Below are 18,136 nucleotides of genomic sequence, written 5' to 3' on the forward strand. Positions count from 1 at the left end.
CTTTAGGGCTGATTGTCGCCGTGGCTGATCCGCCAGAGGAACTCTGGATCGTCGTCGGGACCGATGACGCGAGTCTTCGGCCGGGCACGGATGGTGCGCAGGCCGAGATAGAGCAGCGTTCCCAGGGTCAGAACGAGGAGCAGGTAGAGCACTCGCGACACCTCCTGGCGCCGAATATACCGTTTGCGTTGTCCACGCAGGTCCGGCCCGCCAGTAGGCTTGTAGACCGTGGCTACAGGACGGGCCCCGTGGGGCCGTGCGGTACTGGATGTGGCGGTGTACACCGCGGCGCGGCTCGCGCTGCTGGTGGTGCTGACCGGCGTGATCTACGGGGTGGGCAGACTGCTCGGTCTCACTGACTTCCCGCCGATCATCGCGGCAATGTTGGCGTTGATCGTGGCGCTGCCGTTGGGGATGTGGGTCTTCACCCCGCTGCGTCAGCGGGCCACGGCGAGCTTGACGGTGGCCGGTGAGCGTCGGCGGCGCGAACGCGACGAGCTGCAGGCCCGACTGCGCGGGGAGTGAACCGCCCCCGTTGTGTCTGCTGGCCAGGCGGATGTGCGGGGTGACTCCGTGGTGGGCGCAGCGTGATCGAGGCGCTGGTGCGGGGAGGCTGAAGGCCCTCTAGCGCGAGCTTAATGAAAATGATTATCATTATTGTTAAGCTTCAGGCACGCCCGATCAAGGAGGAACATGTCCGCGCACTGCCAGGTCACTGGCCGATCGCCCGGCTTCGGAAACTCGGTGTCGCACTCGCACCGACGCACCCGCCGTCGCTGGAACCCGAACATCCAGACCAAGACCTACTACCTGCCCTCGCAAGACCGCCGGATCACGCTGCGGGTGAGTGCCAAAGGCATCAAAGTCATCGACCGTGACGGCATCGAAGCAGTTGTGGCACGGCTGCGTGAGCAAGGGCAGCGGATCTGATGGCCAGCACAGATATCAGACCCATCGTGAAGCTGCGGTCCACCGCGGGAACCGGCTACACCTACGTCACGCGCAAGAACCGGCGCAACGACCCTGACCGGTTGGTCCTGCGCAAATACGACCCCGTCGTTCGTCGCCATGTCCAATTCCGTGAGGAACGCTGATGGCGAAGAAGTCGAAGATCGTCAAGAACGAGCAGCGTCGCCGCACTGTGGCGCGTTACGCCGAGCGGCGCGCGGAGCTGAAAGAGATCATCGGGCGCGGAGATCCGGGCCAGAAGGCGGCGGCTCAGGCGGCACTGCAACGGCTTCCGCGCGACGCGAGTCCGGTGCGCCTGCGCAACCGCGACACCGTCGACGGTCGGCCGCGCGGTCACCTGCGCAAGTTTGGGCTCTCCCGGGTGCGGATGCGCGAGATGGCGCATCGCGGGGAACTGCCCGGAATCTCCAAGGCAAGCTGGTGACGCGGTGAGTAAGAACAGGCGAAATCGCAAGCCGCTGGAGTCATCGCTCAAGCCGCGCAAGAAGAATCCGCTCGCCACCGCGGGCATTGAGTGGATCGACTACAAGAACGTCGCACTGCTGCGGACCTTCATCTCCGAGCGCGGAAAGATACGTTCGCGTCGAATCACCGGGCTCACTCCGCAACAACAACGACTGATGGCGGCCGCGATCAAGAACGCCCGTGAGATGGCGCTGCTGCACCCGGGAAACCTCAGGTGAGCATCCCGCGGGCGCGCATTCGGGGGTGAGGCGTCAGGCCCACGCCAGGGCCGCGGCTTCGATTGCGGACCACACCAGCATGGTCAGCCCGGTATCCCGCAGCACCGGGATCAGCGCCGGCCCGCCCTGCCCGGAGCGCACCGGTGCCAGCGCCCGCAGCGCCAGCGGGGTCGCGATCAGCCCCGCGGCACACCATGGCGTGGCCCGCATCAGCGCCAGCGTTATCAGGCCGGCCAAGGTCAGCAGCAGGGCAAACAGCGCGCGGGTGCGGGCGTCGCCCAGGCGCACGGCCAGCGTGATCTTGCCTGCGGGTTTGTCGGTGGCGATGTCGCGCAGATTGTTGGCCACCAGCACCGCCGACGACAGCGCACCGACGCCGACGGCGAGCGCCCCGCCCACCCAGTCCACGCGCAGCGCCTGGGTGTACTGGGTGCCCAGCACGGCCACCAGGCCGAAGAACACGAACACCGCGATCTCACCGAAGCCGGCGTAGCCGTACGGCTTGGAACCTCCGGTGTACAGCCAGGCTCCGGCGATGCAGGCCGCTCCCACGGCCAGCAGCCACGGGGCGCTGACCAGGGCCAGTGCCAACCCGGCCAGCGCGCCGATCGACAGCGAGATGATCGCGGCGGTCAGCACCGCCCGCGGGCTTGCCAGCTTGGAGCCCACCAGGCGCACCGGACCGGTGCGGTCATCGTCGGTGCCGCGGATGCCGTCGGAGTAGTCGTTGGCGTAGTTCACCCCGATGATCAGCGCCAGGGCAACGACCAGCGCCAGCAGTGCCTTCCACCACACGGCGGCGCCCAGCCAGGCCGCCGCGCCGGTGCCGGCGATCACCGGGGCGATCGCGTTGGGCAGGGTGCGGGGACGTGCCCCTTCTCTCCATTGTGCGAAGCTGGCCACCGCACGATCCTTGCACGCGGCAGGAGCGGACCCTGCTCGGCGGTGACGACGCCGAGCGCAGCGATCAGGAGGAAGCGGCGCGACATGCTCGGCGTGATCGGCGGTAGCGGTTTCTACGCGTTCTTCGGCGACGATGCGCGCCGTGTCCGCTGCGTCACCCCCTACGGGGCGCCCAGCGCGGAGATCACGGTCGGCACCGTCGGCGGCCATGAGGTGGCGTTTCTGCCACGGCACGGCGCAGCGCACGAGTACTCGGCCCACACGGTGCCCTATCGAGCCAATCTGTGGGCATTGCGGGAGCTGGGGGTACGACGCATTCTCGCCCCGTGTGCGGTCGGCAGCCTGACGTCGGAGCTGCCCCCCGGTTCTGTGGTGGTGCCCGACCAGTTGGTCGACCGCACCCGGGGGCGCGCCGACACCTACTTCGATGACGGGGGAGTGCACGTCGAGTTCGCCGACCCGTACTGCCCGACGCTGCGGACCGCGGTGACCGCGCTGCCCGACGTCGTCGACGGCGGGACCATGGTGGTGATCCAGGGGCCACGATTCTCTACGCGCGCGGAGAGTCAATGGTTCGCCGCGGCGGGATTCCGGTTGATCAACATGACCGGCTACCCGGAGGCGGTGCTGGCCCGTGAACTGGAAATGTGTTATGCGGCTGTAGCTTTGGTCACCGATCTGGACGCCGGGGTCGATGTTGGCAGCGGCGTGAGGGCTGTCGACGTGTTCGCGGAGTTCCAGAAGAACATCGAACCGTTCAAAAATCTGGTGGCGCAGGCCATCGGGCGCATCGACGGTGAGAGGACCTGTACGCACTGTTTGCCGCACGAGGGCATTCAGCTGCCGTTCGAACTGCCCTGAGCTCTGTGGCCGCCCGCGCTGGAATCGTCTGATCCGCGATAGATCTTCGGCCCACTCCCGGGCGTGTCAGACACGGGCGCCGGTGACCGGAAAATGCGCGGCGTGCCCGGTTCGCCGGGCTTGGGACGGTCGTCGGCGGACACCGTGAGCCCTCCGGCGACGATAGCCACCACCAACCCGCACAGCGCCAGCGCGCACAGTGCCACGTCGAACGTGCTGGTGATCTGCTGCGCCAGGCCGTTGCCGTACACCGGGTTTGCCCATGCCTGGGCGCGCTGGGAATCCGCCAGCCGCGGAGCAAGGCCCACGCCCACCACGACGCGAGCGATGGTGAAGCCGACCAGCACCGCGCTCACCGACCACACCGCGGCGGCCGGGAGGGACCGATTGCCCAGGTTGAGTCGCAGCCACATCGCGATGACCGCTGTCACCACATCGAAGGCGGCCATGGCAGCACTGTCGTAGGGCGAATACGGCAGGTCCAATCCGATCGCCGCGCCAAGATCGACCAGGCGCATCAATGCCGATCCCAGGCTCCAGACCATGATGAGCAGCAGCGTGTTGCGGATGGCGCCCAACCATGTCGCCGCCGACGCATCACGCGCGGCCGTAACCGCGAACAGCGCAGCGGCCGCCACCCACACCAGGTAGCCCTCGAAGCCGACTCCCGCCGTGGAGGTGTTCTGCGCGATGCCGTGGAATCCGTCGATGTCGCGGCCCACCGGAAGCACCCACACCAACGCCGCAGCGAACAGGGCCGCCCCGCCGAGCAGGACCACGGCGAGCTGGGACGCCTTGCTGCGCTGCAGAACCCAGCGCGAGGCAACGACCACTGTCGTCCAGGCGACCGCCCCGTAGACCAGCGCGGTCACGATGATCACGACCTGCTGGCGGCCCAGGCCGCTGGTGGCGTCGGCGTCGGGCAGGGCATAGCGCACCCGCCAATACAGGTTGAACAACACGCTCGCCGTGGCGCCCGCGACCGCGGCGTACCCGAGGAGCTTGACGGTGCGCCACCACAGCCGCACCGGCCCGTCGAGCACCGGCTGCGCGGCCAGGACGGCACCGGCGGTACCCAGTAGTGCGCCGGGTCCGACGCCGCCGGGTGGCCGAGATGTTCCGCCGTAGCGGATCGTCTGGACCAGATCGACGGCTACCACGCCGAGCACCAGCAGCAGATACGGGGCGCTGAGCGCCAGTCGAAGCCGTCCGGTGGTGGCCGGATCGGCGGCTGGCCGCTGGATGCTCCAGGGACCGGCATGGGTCACGGCAATCGCCGCCAGCGCCAGCGCCGTCACCGCGGCCAAGGCGGCCAGCATCCCGGGTTCGCTGGTGGGAATGCCGGCTCCGAAATACAGGCTCCACGGCAATGCCGGCGCCGCCAGAAGCAGCGCCGCGGCTGTCACATCGCGGCCGATATTCCAGCTCCTGGTCGACTCGGCGATCACCTGCTCACCATAACCGCGGGCGCGGCGCACGCCACTGAACTGCGAAGATCGCTCCGCTCGGCGATCGGTTGCGCGCGACTAGACTGGCAATTCGAGTAGCCGCGGAAGGAGGCGCGCCATGGATGTCGCGCTAGGGGTGTCGGTTACCGGCGCGCTGGCTCGACTGGCCCTCGTCGAATCGGACGCCTATGGCGACGCCGTGCTCGATGAGTCCCTGCTCGACTTGACGAGAAGTCCGGTCGAGACGCTCGTCGAAACGGTGACGGGCACCCATCGCATGTTGGCCGATGAGGGGCACCGATTGGCCGCCACCCGGCTGTGCTGGTCGGATGCGGAATTGATGGCGGAGCTTCGTCAGGCGCTCGAGGAGGCCGGCGTCGAGAACGTCTCTGAGCAGACCCAGGCGCGTTCGGCGGTGTCACTGGCACGCAACGTATCGGGTGAAGACGGTGAGACGACGTGGCTGCCCGCCCCGACCGGTGAGGCGACGATGGCTGCGCCCGCGGTAGCGGACGCCACGGTGCTGGGCATGGCAGCGCCAGAGGCGGCCATTCCCGACGCCGCTGCTCTGGACGCCGGCGCCACAGCGCTGGCACCGACGGCTGCGGGTAGCGAGTCCGACCAGCAGTTGGCGTATTCGATGACCGACGATGACTCCGAACCGCTGCCGGTCGAATACGCCGAGACCGAATACGACGGCTACGAAGGCTACGACACCTATGGTGCCGAGTACGGCGACGAGGAGGCCGCTGAATTCACCGTGCGCGAGGCCCCGCCGCCGGTGGGGCGAGCGCTTCTGGTGGGCAGCTCGGTCGGCGGAATCCTGGTGGCCGGATGTGCGGCCTTGGCTGTGGCGGTGACGATAGGCATCCGGCCCACCGCCGCGTCGACGACGTCGCAGCCTCCGGTGGTGGCGGCCCCGCCGCAGTCCCAGCCGGTGCCCGGCAACTTCATGCCGGTGCTGCCGGCGCCGAAGCCGGCAGCGTTGCCTGTGCCGCAGGCTCCGGTGCCGAATCCTGTTGTGGTCCCAGCTAACCCGGCTCCGGCCGTGGTGTCTCCGCCGCCTGCCGTCGTCCCGGCGCCGCCGGTCGCCCCGGCGCCGCCGGGGGTGATCCCGATACCGATCCCGATCCCGATCATCACCGGGCCACTCGGTGGCGGTGGTGGTTGGTTGCCCGGCTCGGGTGGGAGCACTAGCGGGGGAGGTGCTGGCTCGGGTGGTGGTCACACCGGGGGAAGTCTCCCCGGTGGAGATGCCGGCTCTGGTGGCGCAGGCTCGGGTGGCAATGGGTCGGACGGCACTGGCTCGGGTGGCAGTGGCTCGGGCGGCAGTGTTCCGGGTGGCTCAGGTAGCGATGGTTCCGGTGAAAATGGTTCCAGCGGAGGACATTCCGGCGGTTCCGGTACGGGCGGAAGCGACGGCAGCTCCGGTGGATCCGGCAGCAACCACGGCGGTTCGGGTGAGGACACCGGAGGTTCCGGCGAAAGCGGCGCCGGCGGTCATTCCGACGGGACCGGCGGGTCCGGTGGTGGCTCTGAAGGGTCGGGCGACGGTGGATCGGGCAGCTCCGGCTCCGGCGGAGTCAGCACCGGAGGATCGGGTAGCGACGGCTCTGGGACTGCGGGGTCGGGGAGTTCGGGCTCGGGTTCCGACGGCTCGGGTGCGGGTTCCGGTGGCTCGGGCACTAGTACCGGTGGGGACTCCAGCGGCTCCGGGGCCGGCGGCTCCGGTGGATCCTCGAGTGGTTCCGGTAGCAGCGGTTCCGGATCTGGCTCCAGCGGTGGCTCCGGCGGGAGTTCGAGCGGTGGGTCAAGTGGCGGTTCCAGCGGCGGTTCGAGCGGCGGGTCCAGCGGTGGGTCGAGTGGTGGTTCGAGCGGCGGATCCAGCGGCGGTTCGAGTGGTGGGTCCAGCGGTGGTTCGAGCGGCGGCTCGAGTGGCGGAGACTGAACCCGCACCTCAGCTAAGGTGGAGCTAGTCCGCAGAGAACCTACGCACCAACGCTTTTCGGTCCAGCTTGCCGATTCCGCGTCGCGGAAGGGCGGCGACGACATGCAACTCGCGGGGCGCCGCCGTGGTATCCAGAGATTCCGCGACATGGGACCGCAACTCGTCCAACGTCGGCGAGATTGCGCCGGCCACCACCACCGCGGCGACCACCCGCTGCCCCAGCCTGCTGTCGGCGACTCCGAACACCGCGCAGTCGGCCACGGCGGGGTGGGTCATCAGTACCGCCTCCACCGGGCCGGGCAGCACCGTCAGGCCTCCGGTACTAATCGCGTCGTCGGCGCGGCCCAGCACCCTCAGGTTCCCCGAAGAATCAAGGGCACCAATATCATTGGTCTGAAACCAGCCGGCTTCGGCGAAGGGGTCGGGGTGGACGGGATCGCGATAACCGCGCGCCAGGGTCGGGCCGCCGAGCGCGATCCTCCCGTCGCGGCCGATCCGCATCCGGACCCCCGGTAACGGGACGCCGTCATAGACACAGCCGCCCGCGGTCTCGCTCATTCCGTAGGTGCGTACCACGGCGATGCCGGCGGCGGCTGCCGCGTCCAGGATCGGTTGTGGGGCCGGGCCTCCGCCCAATAACACCGCATCCAGTTGGGCCAGCGCGGCGCTGGGCCCGGGCTGCTGCAGTGCTTTGGCCAGTTGGGTGGCCACCAGCGAGGTGTAGCGTCGCCCGGCCCCCATTTTCGCCACCGCCGCAGGTAGCCGGGCGGGATCGAATCCTGTTGTGACGTTCACTGCCACGGGAACTGTGCCTGCGACCAGGCTGCGCACCAGGACCTGGATGCCGGCGATGTGGTGCGGTGGCAGTGCCAGCAGCCAGTGGCCCGGCCCGCCCAGTCGCTCATGGGTGGCGGCGGCACTGGCCGCGAGCGCGGCGCCGGTCAGCAGGGCTCCCTTGGGCACTCCAGTGGTTCCCGACGTGGCCACCACCAGCGCGATCTCGTCGTCGATCGGTTCGTCGACGCGCAGCGCCGTCAGTGCCGATGGATCGGTATCCGGGCCGACCGGAGTGAATGCGGCGGCATGACCATCGAGCACACCCTGCAATGCGGGCAGGAGTGTGGAGACGGCATCACCGGGTGGGATGGCCAGGGCACGCAGGCGTGCTATGGGTTTCCTCCGTTGGAGGGGGCGTCGTTGGTAGGAGCGTCGTCGAGCAGCCAGCCCTTGGCCGCCAACCTTTCTCGCACCCGTTCGACGTCCTCGGGGGCCGGCAGTTCATTGGTCAGGCGGGCGATCAGCACGCCGATGTCGATGCGGTCGAATTCACCGCGGCCGATCAACTCGCGAGCGACGTCTTTGACCTCGTCGTTGGTCAGGCGCCGCGACAGTAGGGCCAGCAGCGGCACGTAGTCGTTCTGCGGCACGCCGTCGGGATACCCGGCGCGCAGCCAGGCGACGATCGAGGTGAGAAATTTGTTCATACTGCGTCAACTTCCCCGCGCCGACACCGGAAGGAACATGTCAGCGCCAATATTACTTCTCATCAAGGCCAAACACCTCGTCCCAATTACCCCAGTCATCCCATTGCCAGCCGATGCGATGCTCGATGAAATCACGCGCGATGAACAACACGCCCACCAAGACCGCGGCGAGCAACAGCGCAAAGATGAACCAGCGCAGCAGCGTCAGTTCGCGGCCGTGCTCAGTCGGCCCGTCGGCGGCGTCGCCCAGCCGGACCCCGACGGCGAACAATGCCGGCAGTGCGGTGCCGACCAGCAGACCGAAGATCACGATCTTGGCGGTGGCGACGTAGTCGAACCAGGCGCTGAGGGCGTTCACGCACCGACTCCCTCCGCGCCGACCTCGTCAGGAACATCGGAGGTACTGGGTTGTGGTGCAATGACGTCGAGTCCGTCGGTCATGTGTGCACCCCACTCGGCGGTGACGTTGGTGTGGTCGACCGGGACCTTGCGGGACTGCAGCCAGATGAGCACGGAGACGCCTACCAGCAACGCCAGTCCTGCGATGGTGCCCGGATAGCCGCCGATGCGGTGGATCACCTGGTAGGTGCCCGCGCCGATGGCCCCCGCCAGCGGCAGCGTGATCACCCACGCGGTGGCCATCCGGCGGGCGACCCCCCAGCGCACCTTGGCGCCCGGCTTGCCCAGGCCCGAACCCAGTACCGATCCGGTCACCACCTGCGTGGTCGACAGCGAGTAGCCGAAATGACTGGACAGCAAAATGATCGCTGCCGAGGAGGATTCAGCGGCCATACCCTGGGGTGACTCGATCTCCACCAGGCCCTTGCCCAGGGTGCGGATGACTCGCCACCCACCGAAGTAGGTGCCGGCGGCCATCGCCACGGCGCACGACACGATCACCCACAGCGGCGGGGTGACGTCGGTCTTGAGTGCTGCCCCATAGGAGATCAGCGCCAGAAAGATGACGCCCATGGTCTTCTGGGCGTCGTTGGTCCCGTGCGCCAGCGACATCAGGGCAGCCGAGAACACCTGGCCGCGCCGGAAATCCCGCAGGGTACGTCCCCGTGAGACGCCCCGGGTCAGGCGGTAGACCAGCCAGGTCCCGACCGTGGCGACCAGGGTCGCGGCCAGCACGGCGATCACCGTCGGGACGAGGACCTTGGAGACCACCCCCGGCCAGCGGACCCCGGCCTTGCCGGCCGCGGCCAGCATGGCCCCCACCACGCCGCCGATCAGGGCGTGCGAGGAGCTGGAAGGGATACCGAACAGCCAGGTCGCCAGGTTCCACACGATGCCGCCGACCAGTCCGGCGAACATCACCTCCAGCGTCACCAGGTTCGTGACCACCAGATCCTTGGCCACTGTGGCGGCGACCTGGGTCGACATGAACGCGCCGACAAGGTTCAGGGTTGCGCACAGCGTCACCGCGGTCTTGGGCTTGAGCGCACCGCTGGCGATCCCGGTGGCAACTGCGTTGCCGGTGTCATGGAAGCCGTTGGTGAAGTCGAAGGCCAGTGCGGTGATCACGACCGTGATCAACAGGAACAGCTCCAAGGTCACCGTGCGGATTTTTGCAGCCGGACGCCTGCCTTGTCGAACCGGGTCAGCCCCGCTTGGCGCCGAGCAGGTACCAGCCCAGGTGGTGGCCCAAGAAGTCGCGGGCGATGAAGAGCACGCCGATGACCGCCACGGCCAGCACCAGCATGAAGATCGCCCAGCTCAAGGCGACCATCAGTGGCCGGCGCGCGCTCGCGGTGCCGTCGGCGACCGCGGGGACACCATTACCCGCGACGTTGATCCGCACACCGACGGCGAACAGTGCCGGCAGTAACCCGCCGACCAACAGTCCGAAGACCAGGATCTTGCAGGTGGCTGCCAGGTTGAACCACTGATTCATGACCGGATGACCTCGCGTGAGTTGGGGTCGTCGCTGGAGACGACGGTCAACTGTGGGCCCTCGGAGTCGGCGTTGAACGCCATCCTCAGGGCGTTCTCGACTTCGCGACCCGCCTCTTCGGGCTGCACGCCGGGGGCATCGAGACCGCCGGTGAGGGTGCCGTCCCATTCGGCGTTGACGTTGTTGTGGTCGATGCGGGCCCGGCGCGACCGCAGCCAGATCGCCAGGACCGTGGTGATCAGCAGCACCACGCCGATGATGATTCCGGGGTAGCCGCCGATCCCGTGGACCAGGCCGTATGCGCCCGAGCCGACCCCGCCGGCCATCGGCAGCGTCACCAGCCAGGCCGCCGCCATCCGGCCGGCCACACCCCAGCGCACCTGCGCGCCCGGCTTGCCGACGCCGCTGCCCAGCACCGACCCGGTGGCCACCTGGGTGGTCGACAGCGAGTAGCCGAAGTGGCTGGACAGCAGGATGACCGAGGCCGCGGCCGACTCGGCGGCCATGCCCTGCGGCGCCTTGATCTCGACCAGCCCCTTGCCCAGGGTGCGGATCACGCGCCAGCCGCCGGTGTAGGTGCCCGCCGACATGGCCAGCGCGCAGCTGACGATCACCCACAGGGGCGGCAGCGTGGCCGAGGTGCTCACGGCCCCGTAGGACATCAGAGCGAGGAAGATCACGCCCATGGTCTTCTGGGCGTCGTTGGTGCCGTGCGCCAGCGACACCAGCGCCGCTGAGCCGATCTGACCATGCCGGAACACCTTCTCCGACTGCTTCTCGTCGACGCCGCGGGTGATCCGGTACACCAGCCACGTGCCGACCGAGGCGATCAGGGTCGCGACCACCGTCGCCACCACTGCCGGGACCAGCACCTTGGAGACCACCCCGCTCCAGTTCACCCCGTGCCCGCCGACCGCGGCGATCATCGCGCCGACGATGCCGCCGATCAGGGCGTGCGAGGAGCTCGACGGGATGCCGAGCAGCCAGGTGAGCAGGTTCCACACGATGCCGCCGACCAGGCCGGCGAAGACGATCTCCAAGGTCACCAGGTTGGCGTCGACCAGGCCTTTGGCGATTGTTGCGGCGACCGCCGTCGACAAGAAGGCGCCGATCAGGTTCAGGCAGGCCGACATGGTGACCGCTGCCTTGGGCTTGAGAGCACCGCTGGCGATCGAGGTCGCCATGGCGTTGCCGGTGTCGTGGAATCCGTTGGTGAAATCGAAGGCCAAAGCCGTGATCACCACAATGATCAGGAGAAGCAGTTCAAGGCTCACGGGAGCATCACGGCTTTGATTCTGAGGCTTGCGCGGCGCCGTTGTCTAACGATCGTGCAGGCGAAACGCGGGTGTACGTCGAGACGTATCGAACTGTTTCCCCGTCGTTAACCTCAAGGCTTCCGGGGGCCATCTCCGCGGGTATCGCGGCGCAGTGGATGGTCGGCTGGGACCTCGACGAAGATCAAGGTCAGGCCGTCGGGATCGGTGACATGCATCTCTAACAATCCCCACGGTTCGCGCCGCCACGGCCGGGCGATGGCGACCCCGCGACCCTCCAACTCGGCCTGGGTGGCGGCGACGTCACGGACCTGCAGCCACAGTGCCCCCGAGAACACGGTTTCCGGCTGCTCGGGGTTGCCGTGGCCGGCCAGTTCGATGAGCGATTGACCGGCGTAGAAGACCATGCCGGCGCCGTAGTCGCGGGCGATCGCCAGCCCGATCTCATCGCGGTAGAACCGCAGTGAGCGTTGGTAGTCGGCCGGGCGGAGCAGGACGCGACTGGCCAGAATCTCCATCAGTCCTCGACCGGCTCGATCCGATTCCGCTTGACGATCGCGGTGGCCCAACCGGCGTTGAGGTTGTCGATTGCACGAAACGCCAGCGCCAGGCGCGGCGCGATGCGGATCGGGCGATATCTGGCCGCCTCGATCATCCACGTACCGGCCTCCTGTGCGGTGAGCCCCGGCTTGCCCTGGAACGCCGCGGTGGGGGCGATCATCGGCGTCTTCACCAGCGGGTAATACAGCGTGGTGGACTGCACGCCGTAGCGGGCCCACTCGCTGTCGATGACCCGGCTGACGGCACTGAATGCGGACTTGGAGCCGTTGTAGACCCCGAACAGCGGCGAGGAGTCGGTGAATACGCCCCAGGTGGCGACGTTGATGATGTGGCCGTCGCCGCGCTCGCGCATCGCCGGAGCGAAGCCGCGGATGAGCCGCAGTGGCGAGTAGTAGTTCAGCTGCATGGTCCGCTCGACGTCGTGCCAGCGTTCCAGGGATTCGGCCAGCGGACGCCGGATCGAGCGCCCGGCATTGTTGACCAGGATGTCCACCCCGCCGAACCGCTCGTCGACATCCTTGACCAGCTGGTCGATGGCCGCCAGGTCGGACAGGTCGCAGGCGATGGCGTGAGCGGTGCCGCCCGCGGCAGTGATCCGCTGGACCAGCGCGTCGAGGTTCTCCTGGCGGCGGGCCACCGCGATCACGGTGGCGCCCGCCGCGCCGAACTGCTCGGCGCCGGCTTCCCCGATGCCCGAGGATGCCCCGGTCACCATCACCCGCTTGCCGGTCAGGTCGATAGCCTTGGCTCCGGGCCGGTGCATCAGCTGCGCGGAGACGGGCGGGCGCATGGTGGCGAGCGTGATCTGGTCGGACAACCGGCGTAGCGGACTGCGGCTCATGGTTAGCCAGTCTAGGCGTAACGGTTTCGGGTCAGAAGTAGCGCGGGAACCGGCTCCAGTCCGGGTCGCGCTTCTCCAAGAACGAATCGCGGCCCTCAACGGCCTCGTCGGTCATGTAGGCCAGCCGGGTGGCTTCGCCGGCGAACAATTGCTGGCCCACCAGTCCGTCATCGAGAAGGTTGAAGGCGAACTTCAACATGCGTTGTGCCTGAGGCGATTTGCCGTTGATCTCGCGAGCCCACTGCACCCCTGTGGCCTCCAGGTCGGCGTGGTCGACCACCTCGTTGACGGCACCCATGTGATGCATCTGCTCGGCGGTGTACGTGCGGCCCAGGAAGAAGATCTCCCGGGCGAACTTCTGGCCCACCTGCCGAGCCAGGTAGGCGCTGCCGTAGCCGCCGTCGAAGCTGCCGACGTCGGCATCGGTCTGCTTGAACCGGGCATGCTCACGGCTGGCCAGGGTCAGGTCGCACACCACGTGCAGGCTGTGTCCGCCGCCGGCCGCCCAGCCGTTGACCAGGCAGATCACCGGTTTGGGCATGAATCGGATCAGCCGCTGGACCTCCAGGATGTGCAACCGGCCGGCGCGCGCGGCATCAACGGTGTCCGCGGTCTCCCCGGATGCGTACTGGTAGCCGCTGCGGCCGCGGATGCGCTGGTCGCCGCCGGAGCAGAAAGCCCAGCCGCCGTCCTTGGGTGCCGGTCCGTTGCCGGTCAGCAGCACCACGCCGACGTCGGGGGACATTCGGGCGTGGTCGAGGGCCTGGTAGAGCTCGTCGACGGTGTGTGGCCGAAAGGCGTTGCGTACTTCGGGACGGTTGAACGCCACCCGCACCGTCGCGTCGCTGACGTGGCGGTGGTAGGTGATGTCGGTCAGGTCGGCGAAGCCGTCGACGGTGCGCCAGATGCTCGGGTCAAAAGGGTTGCTGCTCACGTCTGCGACCGTACCGGGGCAGCGGGGTCAGGTCGCCGGAGTGGCCGCCACGGATTGATCACGCTGTCTACGGTGTAGACGATGACTCTCGACGACATCCTGGACCGCCTGCACGTGGTGGCGTTGCCGATGCGCGTTACGTTCCGCGGCATCATCGTTCGAGAGCTGGCCCTGATCGAGGGCCCGGCGGGCTGGGGAGAGTTCGGTGCCTTTCCCGAATACGAGGCCCCCGAGGCGGCGCACTGGCTGGCTGCCGCCCTGGAAAGTGCCTACCGGCAACCGCCCCCGCCCGTTCGCGACCGCATTCCGATCAACGCGACCGTGCCGGCGGTGGACGCTGAGCGGGTGCCCGAGGTGCTGGCGCGGTTCCCCGGCGCCCGCACCGCCAAGGTCAAAGTCGCCGAACCGGGCCAGACCCTGGCCGACGACGTCGCCCGCGTCGAGGCGGTGCGCGCGCTGATCCCCACCGTGCGGGTTGACGCCAACGGCGGGTGGACCCTCGATCAGGCCGTCGAGGCGGCAATGGCGCTGGGCGCGCTGGAGTATCTGGAGCAACCCTGCGCCAGTGTTGCCGACCTCGCCGAGCTGCGTCGCCGCATCGACACCCCGGTGGCCGCCGATGAGAGCATCCGCAAGGCCGCCGACCCCCTGGCCGTCGTGAGGGCCGGTGCGGCCGATATCGCGGTGCTGAAAGTCGCTCCGCTGGGCGGAATCTCGGCACTGCTGAAGATCGCTGCGCAGATCGACATACCGGTGGTGATCTCCAGCGCGATCGACTCGGCGGTGGGGATCGCCGCCGGCCTGCGCGCCGCGGCCGCACTGCCGGACCTACGGCATGCCTGCGGGTTGGGCACCGGTTCGCTGTTCGTCGAGGACATCGCCGAGACGCCGGCACAAGAAGACGGCTACCTGCCGGTGCAACCGATCACCCCGGACCCGGCCCGGTTACAGGCCCTGGCCGCCGCGCCGCAGCGACGGCAGTGGTGGATCGAACGGGTCCGGGCTTGTCATCGGCTGTTGCCGCGGTAACTACTCACACGCTGGGCAACCGCGCGTCGATCCCGTTGGCAATGGTGACGGCTTCGTCGCTGACGTAGAACTTGCACGCCAACACGTCGATGGCGACGTTGTTGGTGACCCGCAGTGCCCGCTGACACGACCAGCCCGGGCTGTCCTCCTGGTGCTGGGTCATCCACACGGTGGAGTCCACGTCGGAGACGTTGTCAAAGGTCCATTCCGACTGCGGGGAGCCGTCCTTGGTGGTGGTGAATGTTCGCTCGCCGCAGGACTTCCAATGCTGGGCGGTCACGTCGAAGAAGCTCCGGGCGACCTCGCGGTCGGCGAACACCGTCGCGGCCTGGATCGCGACGTGGTCTTGGGAGTTCTGGGCGAGGGTCTGGGCGAGGGTGGCCGTCCAGTCTGTGTCGGTGTACACCGCTTTCTCGATGGGCATCCATGCCGCCAGGCAGGAGTGGTCGGGAAACTGGCGGCCGGAGTCGAACATCCGCGACCGGGAGTCTTTGACCCGCATCCCGCGCGCGCCCATGATGTCGTTGACGGTGGAGGCCTCGAGTAGCAGCTCGGGCAGCATCGCGGCAGTCACGGGGCGGGGACCATCACTGTCGGCCGGCACCGCCGCGCCGCCGGTCACGCGGGCGCAGTCGGCGAGCACGGCGCAGGTCAGCGCCAGTGTGCACGCCAACCCGACGCTCCGTATCTGCATCACCGTCCCCCAGCTGCGCAGTCGCGATCCTGACACCATAAGGCGTCGGCGGGTCGCGTACCTTCACTCTGGTGACCAACCTCGCTTACGACGACCGTAATCAGGATGGTGAGCCGGTCCTGTTCATCGCCGGGCGGGGCGGCGCGGGCCGCGGCTGGCACCTGCACCAGGTGCGCGAGTTCCAGCTTGCGCGGTATCGCCCGATCACCTTCGACAACCGCGGTATCGGTGCCACCGAGAACGCCTCGGGGTTCACCACCGAAACCATGGTGGCCGACACCGCGCAGCTCATCGAGTCGCTCGACATCGGCCCGGTCCGGATCGTCGCGGTGTCGATGGGCTCCTTCATCGCCCAGGAACTGATGCTGGCCCGTCCCGAACTGGTGAAATCCGCCGTGCTGATGGCCACTCGCGGCCGTCACGACCGGGCCCGCGAATTCTTCTACTCCGCCGAGGCCAAGCTCGCCGAATCCGGTGTCGAGCTGCCCGCGGAGTACGAAGCCAAAGTGCGCCTGCTGGAAAGCTTTTCGCCCAAGACGCTCAGTGACGACGCGGCGATCAAGGACTGGATCGCGATGTTCACCATGTGGCCGGTGAAGAGCACCCCGGGGTTGCGCTGCCAACTCGACGTGGCGCCGCTGACCAACCGGCTGCCGGCCTACGCCAACATCACCGCACCGGTGCTGGTGATCGGATTCGGTGACGACGTCGTCACCCCGGCGCACCTGAGCCGTGAGGTCGCCGAGGCGATCCCGGGCGCGCGTTACCTGGAGATCCCCGATGCCGGGCACCTGGGCTTCATCGAGAAGCCGGACCAGGTCAACAAGGCTGCCCTGGAGTTCCTCGCCGAGGTCGACGGCAAGCCGTTCCGGTGGGCGGCCGGCCCCCCGGCGCACGACTAACCTGGTGCCAATGACCAACCCCTCGACGGCACAGGCCCGCATCGTCGTCGACGAGCTGATTCGCGGCGGTGTCCGCGATGTGGTGCTGTGCCCGGGTTCACGCAATGCGCCGCTGGCGTTCGCGCTGCACGACGCAGATCGGGCCGGCCGATTGCGGCTGCACGTGCGCATCGACGAACGCACAGCCGGATTCCTGGCGATCGGGCTGGCGGTGGGTGCCGGTGCCCCGGTCTGTGTCGCGATGACGTCGGGCACCGCGGTGGCCAACCTGGGACCGGCCGTCGTCGAGGCCAACTATGCCCGGGTGCCGCTGATCGTGTTGAGCGCCAACCGCCCCTACGAACTGCTGGGCACCGGCGCCAACCAGACCATGGAGCAACTGGGCTACTTCGGCACCCAGGTGCGCGCCAGCATCAGCCTCGGCCTGGCCGAGGACGCCCCCGAGCGGTTGGACGCCCTCAACGCCACCTGGCGTTCGGCGGTGTGCCGGGTTGTGGTGGCCGCCACCGGGTCTCGAACTGCGAATGCCGGACCGGTGCAGTTCGACATCCCACTGCGCGAGCCGCTGGTGCCTGACGCCGACACAGCTCAGCAGCCCGAACCGGCGGGCCGGCCGAACGGGCTACCCTGGACCTACACCCCGCCGGTCAGCTTCGATCAGCCCCTGGATATCGACGTGTCCCCGGACACCGTGGTGATCGCCGGGCACGGGGCGGGTCTGCACCCCAACCTGGCGGCGCTGCCCACGGTCGCCGAACCCACGGCCCCGACACCACAAAATCCGCTGCACCCACTGACTCTGCCGCTGCTGCGCCCGCAGCAGGTGATCATGGCCGGCCGGCCCACCCTGCACCGTCCGGTGTCGGCCCTGCTGGCCGACCCGACACTGCCGGTGTACGCGCTGACCACCGGCCCGCGCTGGCCCGACGTCTCGGGCAACTCGCAGGCCACCGGCACCCGAGCGGTCCTCTCCGGAGAGCCGGATCCGGCCTGGCTGCGCCGCTGCGCGCAGCTCAATGCTCACGCAGAGGCCGTGGTGCGCGAGCAGTTGGCGGCCCACCCGCTCACCACCGGCCTGCACGTGGCCGCGGCGGTGGCCGACGCGCTGCGCCCCGGAGACCAGTTGGTGTTGGGCGCGTCGAACCCGGTGCGCGACGCCGCACTGGTCGGGTTGGGCAACGCCGCGCGGACCCGCGATGTCGCGGTGCGATCCAACCGCGGGGTCGCCGGTATCGACGGCACAGTGTCCACCGCGATCGGTGCCGCGCTGGCTCATGAACGCCGGCACCCCGATGCGCGCACCATCGCGCTGATCGGGGACCTGACGTTTGTCCACGACAGCTCCGGGTTGCTGATCGGGCCCACCGAACCGCGGCCGCAGCACCTGACGATCGTGGTGTCCAACGACAACGGCGGCGGCATCTTCGAGCTGCTGGAGCAGGGCGACCCGCGCTTCGCCGACGTGTCGTCGCGTGTCTTCGGCACCCCGCACGACGTCAACATCGCCGCGCTGTGTCACGCCTACCACGTGGAATTCCAGCAGGCGGAGGCCGACGCCCTGCCCGCCGCGCTCGCCGAATCCGCCGGTGGGGTTCGGGTGCTGGAGGTCAAAGCCGACCGCTCGTCCTTGCGGTCCCTGCACGCCGCGATCAAGGCCGCGCTGTGAGACTGCCCGACTACCGAGCCACCTGGGTCTTTCGGGTGCTGC

General features: G+C 68.5%; 23 protein-coding genes. 10 read left to right on the forward strand and 13 right to left on the reverse strand.

All coding sequences use genetic code 11. The annotated features are described in order from the left end of the window. Window positions 1-2: 2 nt before the first annotated feature. Window positions 3-152, reverse strand: coding sequence for a hypothetical protein (locus tag BST15_RS21180; RefSeq protein ID WP_109370666.1), 150 nt, complete (start codon window positions 150-152; stop codon window positions 3-5). 76 nt (window positions 153-228) lie between these two features. On the opposite strand from BST15_RS21180, the gene BST15_RS02575 reads away from it, so the two are divergent. The 5 genes from BST15_RS02575 to rpsR all read left to right on the forward strand — a co-directional run bounded on the left by BST15_RS02575 (window position 229) and on the right by rpsR (window position 1,652). Beyond that, a complete protein-coding gene (locus BST15_RS02575; RefSeq protein ID WP_046188609.1) occupies window positions 229-525 on the forward strand; it encodes a DUF4229 domain-containing protein in 297 nt (98 codons plus the stop codon). 168 nt (window positions 526-693) lie between these two features. After that, window positions 694-930 carry a 50S ribosomal protein L28 gene (rpmB, locus tag BST15_RS02580; RefSeq protein ID WP_046188610.1) on the forward strand — a complete coding sequence of 79 codons (237 nt, stop codon included), beginning with the start codon at window positions 694-696 and terminating at the stop codon, window positions 928-930. Next, window positions 930-1,094 (forward strand): 50S ribosomal protein L33, encoded by a 165-nt coding sequence (rpmG, locus tag BST15_RS02585; protein ID WP_046188611.1) that lies wholly within the window; start codon window positions 930-932, stop codon window positions 1,092-1,094. Before rpmB ends, rpmG begins: the two co-directional genes overlap by 1 nt. Beyond that, on the forward strand, window positions 1,094-1,393 hold the full coding sequence (rpsN, locus tag BST15_RS02590; RefSeq protein ID WP_046188612.1) for a 30S ribosomal protein S14: 300 nt from the start codon (window positions 1,094-1,096) through the stop codon (window positions 1,391-1,393). The genes rpmG and rpsN overlap by 1 nt, the downstream gene beginning before the upstream one ends. 4 nt (window positions 1,394-1,397) lie before the next feature. Next, a complete protein-coding gene (rpsR, locus tag BST15_RS02595) occupies window positions 1,398-1,652 on the forward strand; it encodes a 30S ribosomal protein S18 (RefSeq protein ID WP_046188613.1) in 255 nt (84 codons plus the stop codon). Window positions 1,653-1,685: 33 nt separating this feature from the next. Here the strand turns inward: rpsR and BST15_RS02600 are convergent, their stop codons facing one another. Then, complete coding sequence (locus BST15_RS02600) at window positions 1,686-2,555, reverse strand: 1,4-dihydroxy-2-naphthoate polyprenyltransferase (protein ID WP_046188614.1); 870 nt, start codon at window positions 2,553-2,555, stop codon at window positions 1,686-1,688. A gap of 84 nt (window positions 2,556-2,639) precedes the next feature. Between BST15_RS02600 and BST15_RS02605 the strand changes: the two genes are divergently transcribed. Beyond that, on the forward strand, window positions 2,640-3,416 hold the full coding sequence (locus BST15_RS02605; RefSeq protein WP_046188615.1) for an S-methyl-5'-thioadenosine phosphorylase: 777 nt from the start codon (window positions 2,640-2,642) through the stop codon (window positions 3,414-3,416). Here BST15_RS02605 and BST15_RS02610 read toward each other — a convergent pair. Beyond that, the gene (locus BST15_RS02610; protein ID WP_052751344.1) at window positions 3,392-4,864 is read right to left on the reverse strand and encodes a DUF7937 domain-containing protein; all 1,473 of its coding nucleotides are present in this window, start codon (window positions 4,862-4,864) and stop codon (window positions 3,392-3,394) included. The genes BST15_RS02605 and BST15_RS02610 overlap by 25 nt on opposite strands. 118 nt (window positions 4,865-4,982) lie before the next feature. Here BST15_RS02610 and BST15_RS22335 point away from each other — a divergent pair, with 118 nt between their 5' ends. Further along, entirely contained in the window at window positions 4,983-6,812 is a 1,830-nt protein-coding gene (locus BST15_RS22335; protein ID WP_052751339.1) for a DUF7159 family protein, read from the forward strand. A gap of 24 nt (window positions 6,813-6,836) precedes the next feature. Here the strand turns inward: BST15_RS22335 and menE are convergent, their stop codons facing one another. The 9 genes from menE to BST15_RS02660 all read right to left on the reverse strand — a co-directional run bounded on the left by menE (window position 6,837) and on the right by BST15_RS02660 (window position 13,803). Further along, window positions 6,837-7,910 (reverse strand): o-succinylbenzoate--CoA ligase, encoded by a 1,074-nt coding sequence (menE, locus tag BST15_RS02620; RefSeq protein ID WP_046188617.1) that lies wholly within the window; start codon window positions 7,908-7,910, stop codon window positions 6,837-6,839. A gap of 68 nt (window positions 7,911-7,978) precedes the next feature. Further along, window positions 7,979-8,296, reverse strand: coding sequence for a DUF3349 domain-containing protein (locus tag BST15_RS02625; RefSeq protein WP_046188618.1), 318 nt, complete (start codon window positions 8,294-8,296; stop codon window positions 7,979-7,981). A 52-nt stretch (window positions 8,297-8,348) separates the two neighbouring features. Further along, window positions 8,349-8,654 carry a hypothetical protein gene (locus BST15_RS02630; RefSeq protein WP_046188619.1) on the reverse strand — a complete coding sequence of 102 codons (306 nt, stop codon included), beginning with the start codon at window positions 8,652-8,654 and terminating at the stop codon, window positions 8,349-8,351. Further along, window positions 8,651-9,856, reverse strand: a complete 1,206-nt coding sequence (locus BST15_RS02635) for an inorganic phosphate transporter (RefSeq protein ID WP_046188620.1) — start codon at window positions 9,854-9,856, stop codon at window positions 8,651-8,653. Before BST15_RS02635 ends, BST15_RS02630 begins: the two co-directional genes overlap by 4 nt. Before the next feature lie 43 nt (window positions 9,857-9,899). Next, the gene (locus tag BST15_RS02640; RefSeq protein ID WP_046188621.1) at window positions 9,900-10,193 is read right to left on the reverse strand and encodes a hypothetical protein; all 294 of its coding nucleotides are present in this window, start codon (window positions 10,191-10,193) and stop codon (window positions 9,900-9,902) included. Continuing rightward, window positions 10,190-11,467: an inorganic phosphate transporter gene (locus tag BST15_RS02645; protein ID WP_046188622.1), complete on the reverse strand. Its 1,278-nt coding sequence runs from the start codon at window positions 11,465-11,467 to the stop codon at window positions 10,190-10,192. The genes BST15_RS02640 and BST15_RS02645 overlap by 4 nt, the downstream gene beginning before the upstream one ends. A 113-nt stretch (window positions 11,468-11,580) precedes the next feature. Further along, window positions 11,581-11,985, reverse strand: a complete 405-nt coding sequence (locus tag BST15_RS02650; protein ID WP_046188623.1) for a VOC family protein — start codon at window positions 11,983-11,985, stop codon at window positions 11,581-11,583. Then, entirely contained in the window at window positions 11,985-12,869 is an 885-nt protein-coding gene (locus BST15_RS02655; protein WP_046188624.1) for an SDR family oxidoreductase, read from the reverse strand. Before BST15_RS02655 ends, BST15_RS02650 begins: the two co-directional genes overlap by 1 nt. 31 nt (window positions 12,870-12,900) lie before the next feature. Continuing rightward, on the reverse strand, window positions 12,901-13,803 hold the full coding sequence (locus BST15_RS02660; protein ID WP_046188625.1) for a 1,4-dihydroxy-2-naphthoyl-CoA synthase: 903 nt from the start codon (window positions 13,801-13,803) through the stop codon (window positions 12,901-12,903). A gap of 81 nt (window positions 13,804-13,884) precedes the next feature. Between BST15_RS02660 and BST15_RS02665 the strand changes: the two genes are divergently transcribed. Beyond that, window positions 13,885-14,832 carry an o-succinylbenzoate synthase gene (locus BST15_RS02665; RefSeq protein WP_046188626.1) on the forward strand — a complete coding sequence of 316 codons (948 nt, stop codon included), beginning with the start codon at window positions 13,885-13,887 and terminating at the stop codon, window positions 14,830-14,832. A 4-nt stretch (window positions 14,833-14,836) separates the two neighbouring features. Here BST15_RS02665 and BST15_RS02670 read toward each other — a convergent pair whose 3' ends face one another. Next, entirely contained in the window at window positions 14,837-15,526 is a 690-nt protein-coding gene (locus tag BST15_RS02670) for a sensor domain-containing protein (RefSeq protein ID WP_083070803.1), read from the reverse strand. A gap of 71 nt (window positions 15,527-15,597) precedes the next feature. On the opposite strand from BST15_RS02670, the gene BST15_RS02675 reads away from it, so the two are divergent. Beyond that, window positions 15,598-16,428 carry an alpha/beta fold hydrolase gene (locus BST15_RS02675; protein WP_046188627.1) on the forward strand — a complete coding sequence of 277 codons (831 nt, stop codon included), beginning with the start codon at window positions 15,598-15,600 and terminating at the stop codon, window positions 16,426-16,428. Between the two features lie 10 nt (window positions 16,429-16,438). Beyond that, on the forward strand, window positions 16,439-18,094 hold the full coding sequence (menD, locus tag BST15_RS02680) for a 2-succinyl-5-enolpyruvyl-6-hydroxy-3-cyclohexene-1-carboxylic-acid synthase (protein ID WP_046188628.1): 1,656 nt from the start codon (window positions 16,439-16,441) through the stop codon (window positions 18,092-18,094). Window positions 18,095-18,136 lie beyond the last annotated feature (42 nt).

This window comes from Mycolicibacter arupensis, assembly GCF_002086515.1.
GTDB classification, from domain to species: domain Bacteria; phylum Actinomycetota; class Actinomycetes; order Mycobacteriales; family Mycobacteriaceae; genus Mycobacterium; species Mycobacterium arupense.

Coding starts and splice junctions, on each gene's coding strand:
- BST15_RS02640 (WP_046188621.1), bottom strand. CDS start 10,193: ATGAATCAGTGGTTCAACCTGGCAGCCACCTGCAAGATCCTGGTCTTC.
- rpsN (WP_046188612.1), top strand. CDS start 1,094: ATGGCGAAGAAGTCGAAGATCGTCAAGAACGAGCAGCGTCGCCGCACT.
- rpmB (WP_046188610.1), top strand. CDS start 694: ATGTCCGCGCACTGCCAGGTCACTGGCCGATCGCCCGGCTTCGGAAAC.
- menD (WP_046188628.1), top strand. CDS start 16,439: ATGACCAACCCCTCGACGGCACAGGCCCGCATCGTCGTCGACGAGCTG.
- BST15_RS02665 (WP_046188626.1), top strand. CDS start 13,885: ATGACTCTCGACGACATCCTGGACCGCCTGCACGTGGTGGCGTTGCCG.
- rpmG (WP_046188611.1), top strand. CDS start 930: ATGGCCAGCACAGATATCAGACCCATCGTGAAGCTGCGGTCCACCGCG.
- BST15_RS02605 (WP_046188615.1), top strand. CDS start 2,640: ATGCTCGGCGTGATCGGCGGTAGCGGTTTCTACGCGTTCTTCGGCGAC.
- BST15_RS02670 (WP_083070803.1), bottom strand. CDS start 15,526: ATGCAGATACGGAGCGTCGGGTTGGCGTGCACACTGGCGCTGACCTGC.
- BST15_RS02655 (WP_046188624.1), bottom strand. CDS start 12,869: ATGAGCCGCAGTCCGCTACGCCGGTTGTCCGACCAGATCACGCTCGCC.
- BST15_RS02625 (WP_046188618.1), bottom strand. CDS start 8,296: ATGAACAAATTTCTCACCTCGATCGTCGCCTGGCTGCGCGCCGGGTAT.
- BST15_RS02650 (WP_046188623.1), bottom strand. CDS start 11,985: ATGGAGATTCTGGCCAGTCGCGTCCTGCTCCGCCCGGCCGACTACCAA.
- BST15_RS22335 (WP_052751339.1), top strand. CDS start 4,983: ATGGATGTCGCGCTAGGGGTGTCGGTTACCGGCGCGCTGGCTCGACTG.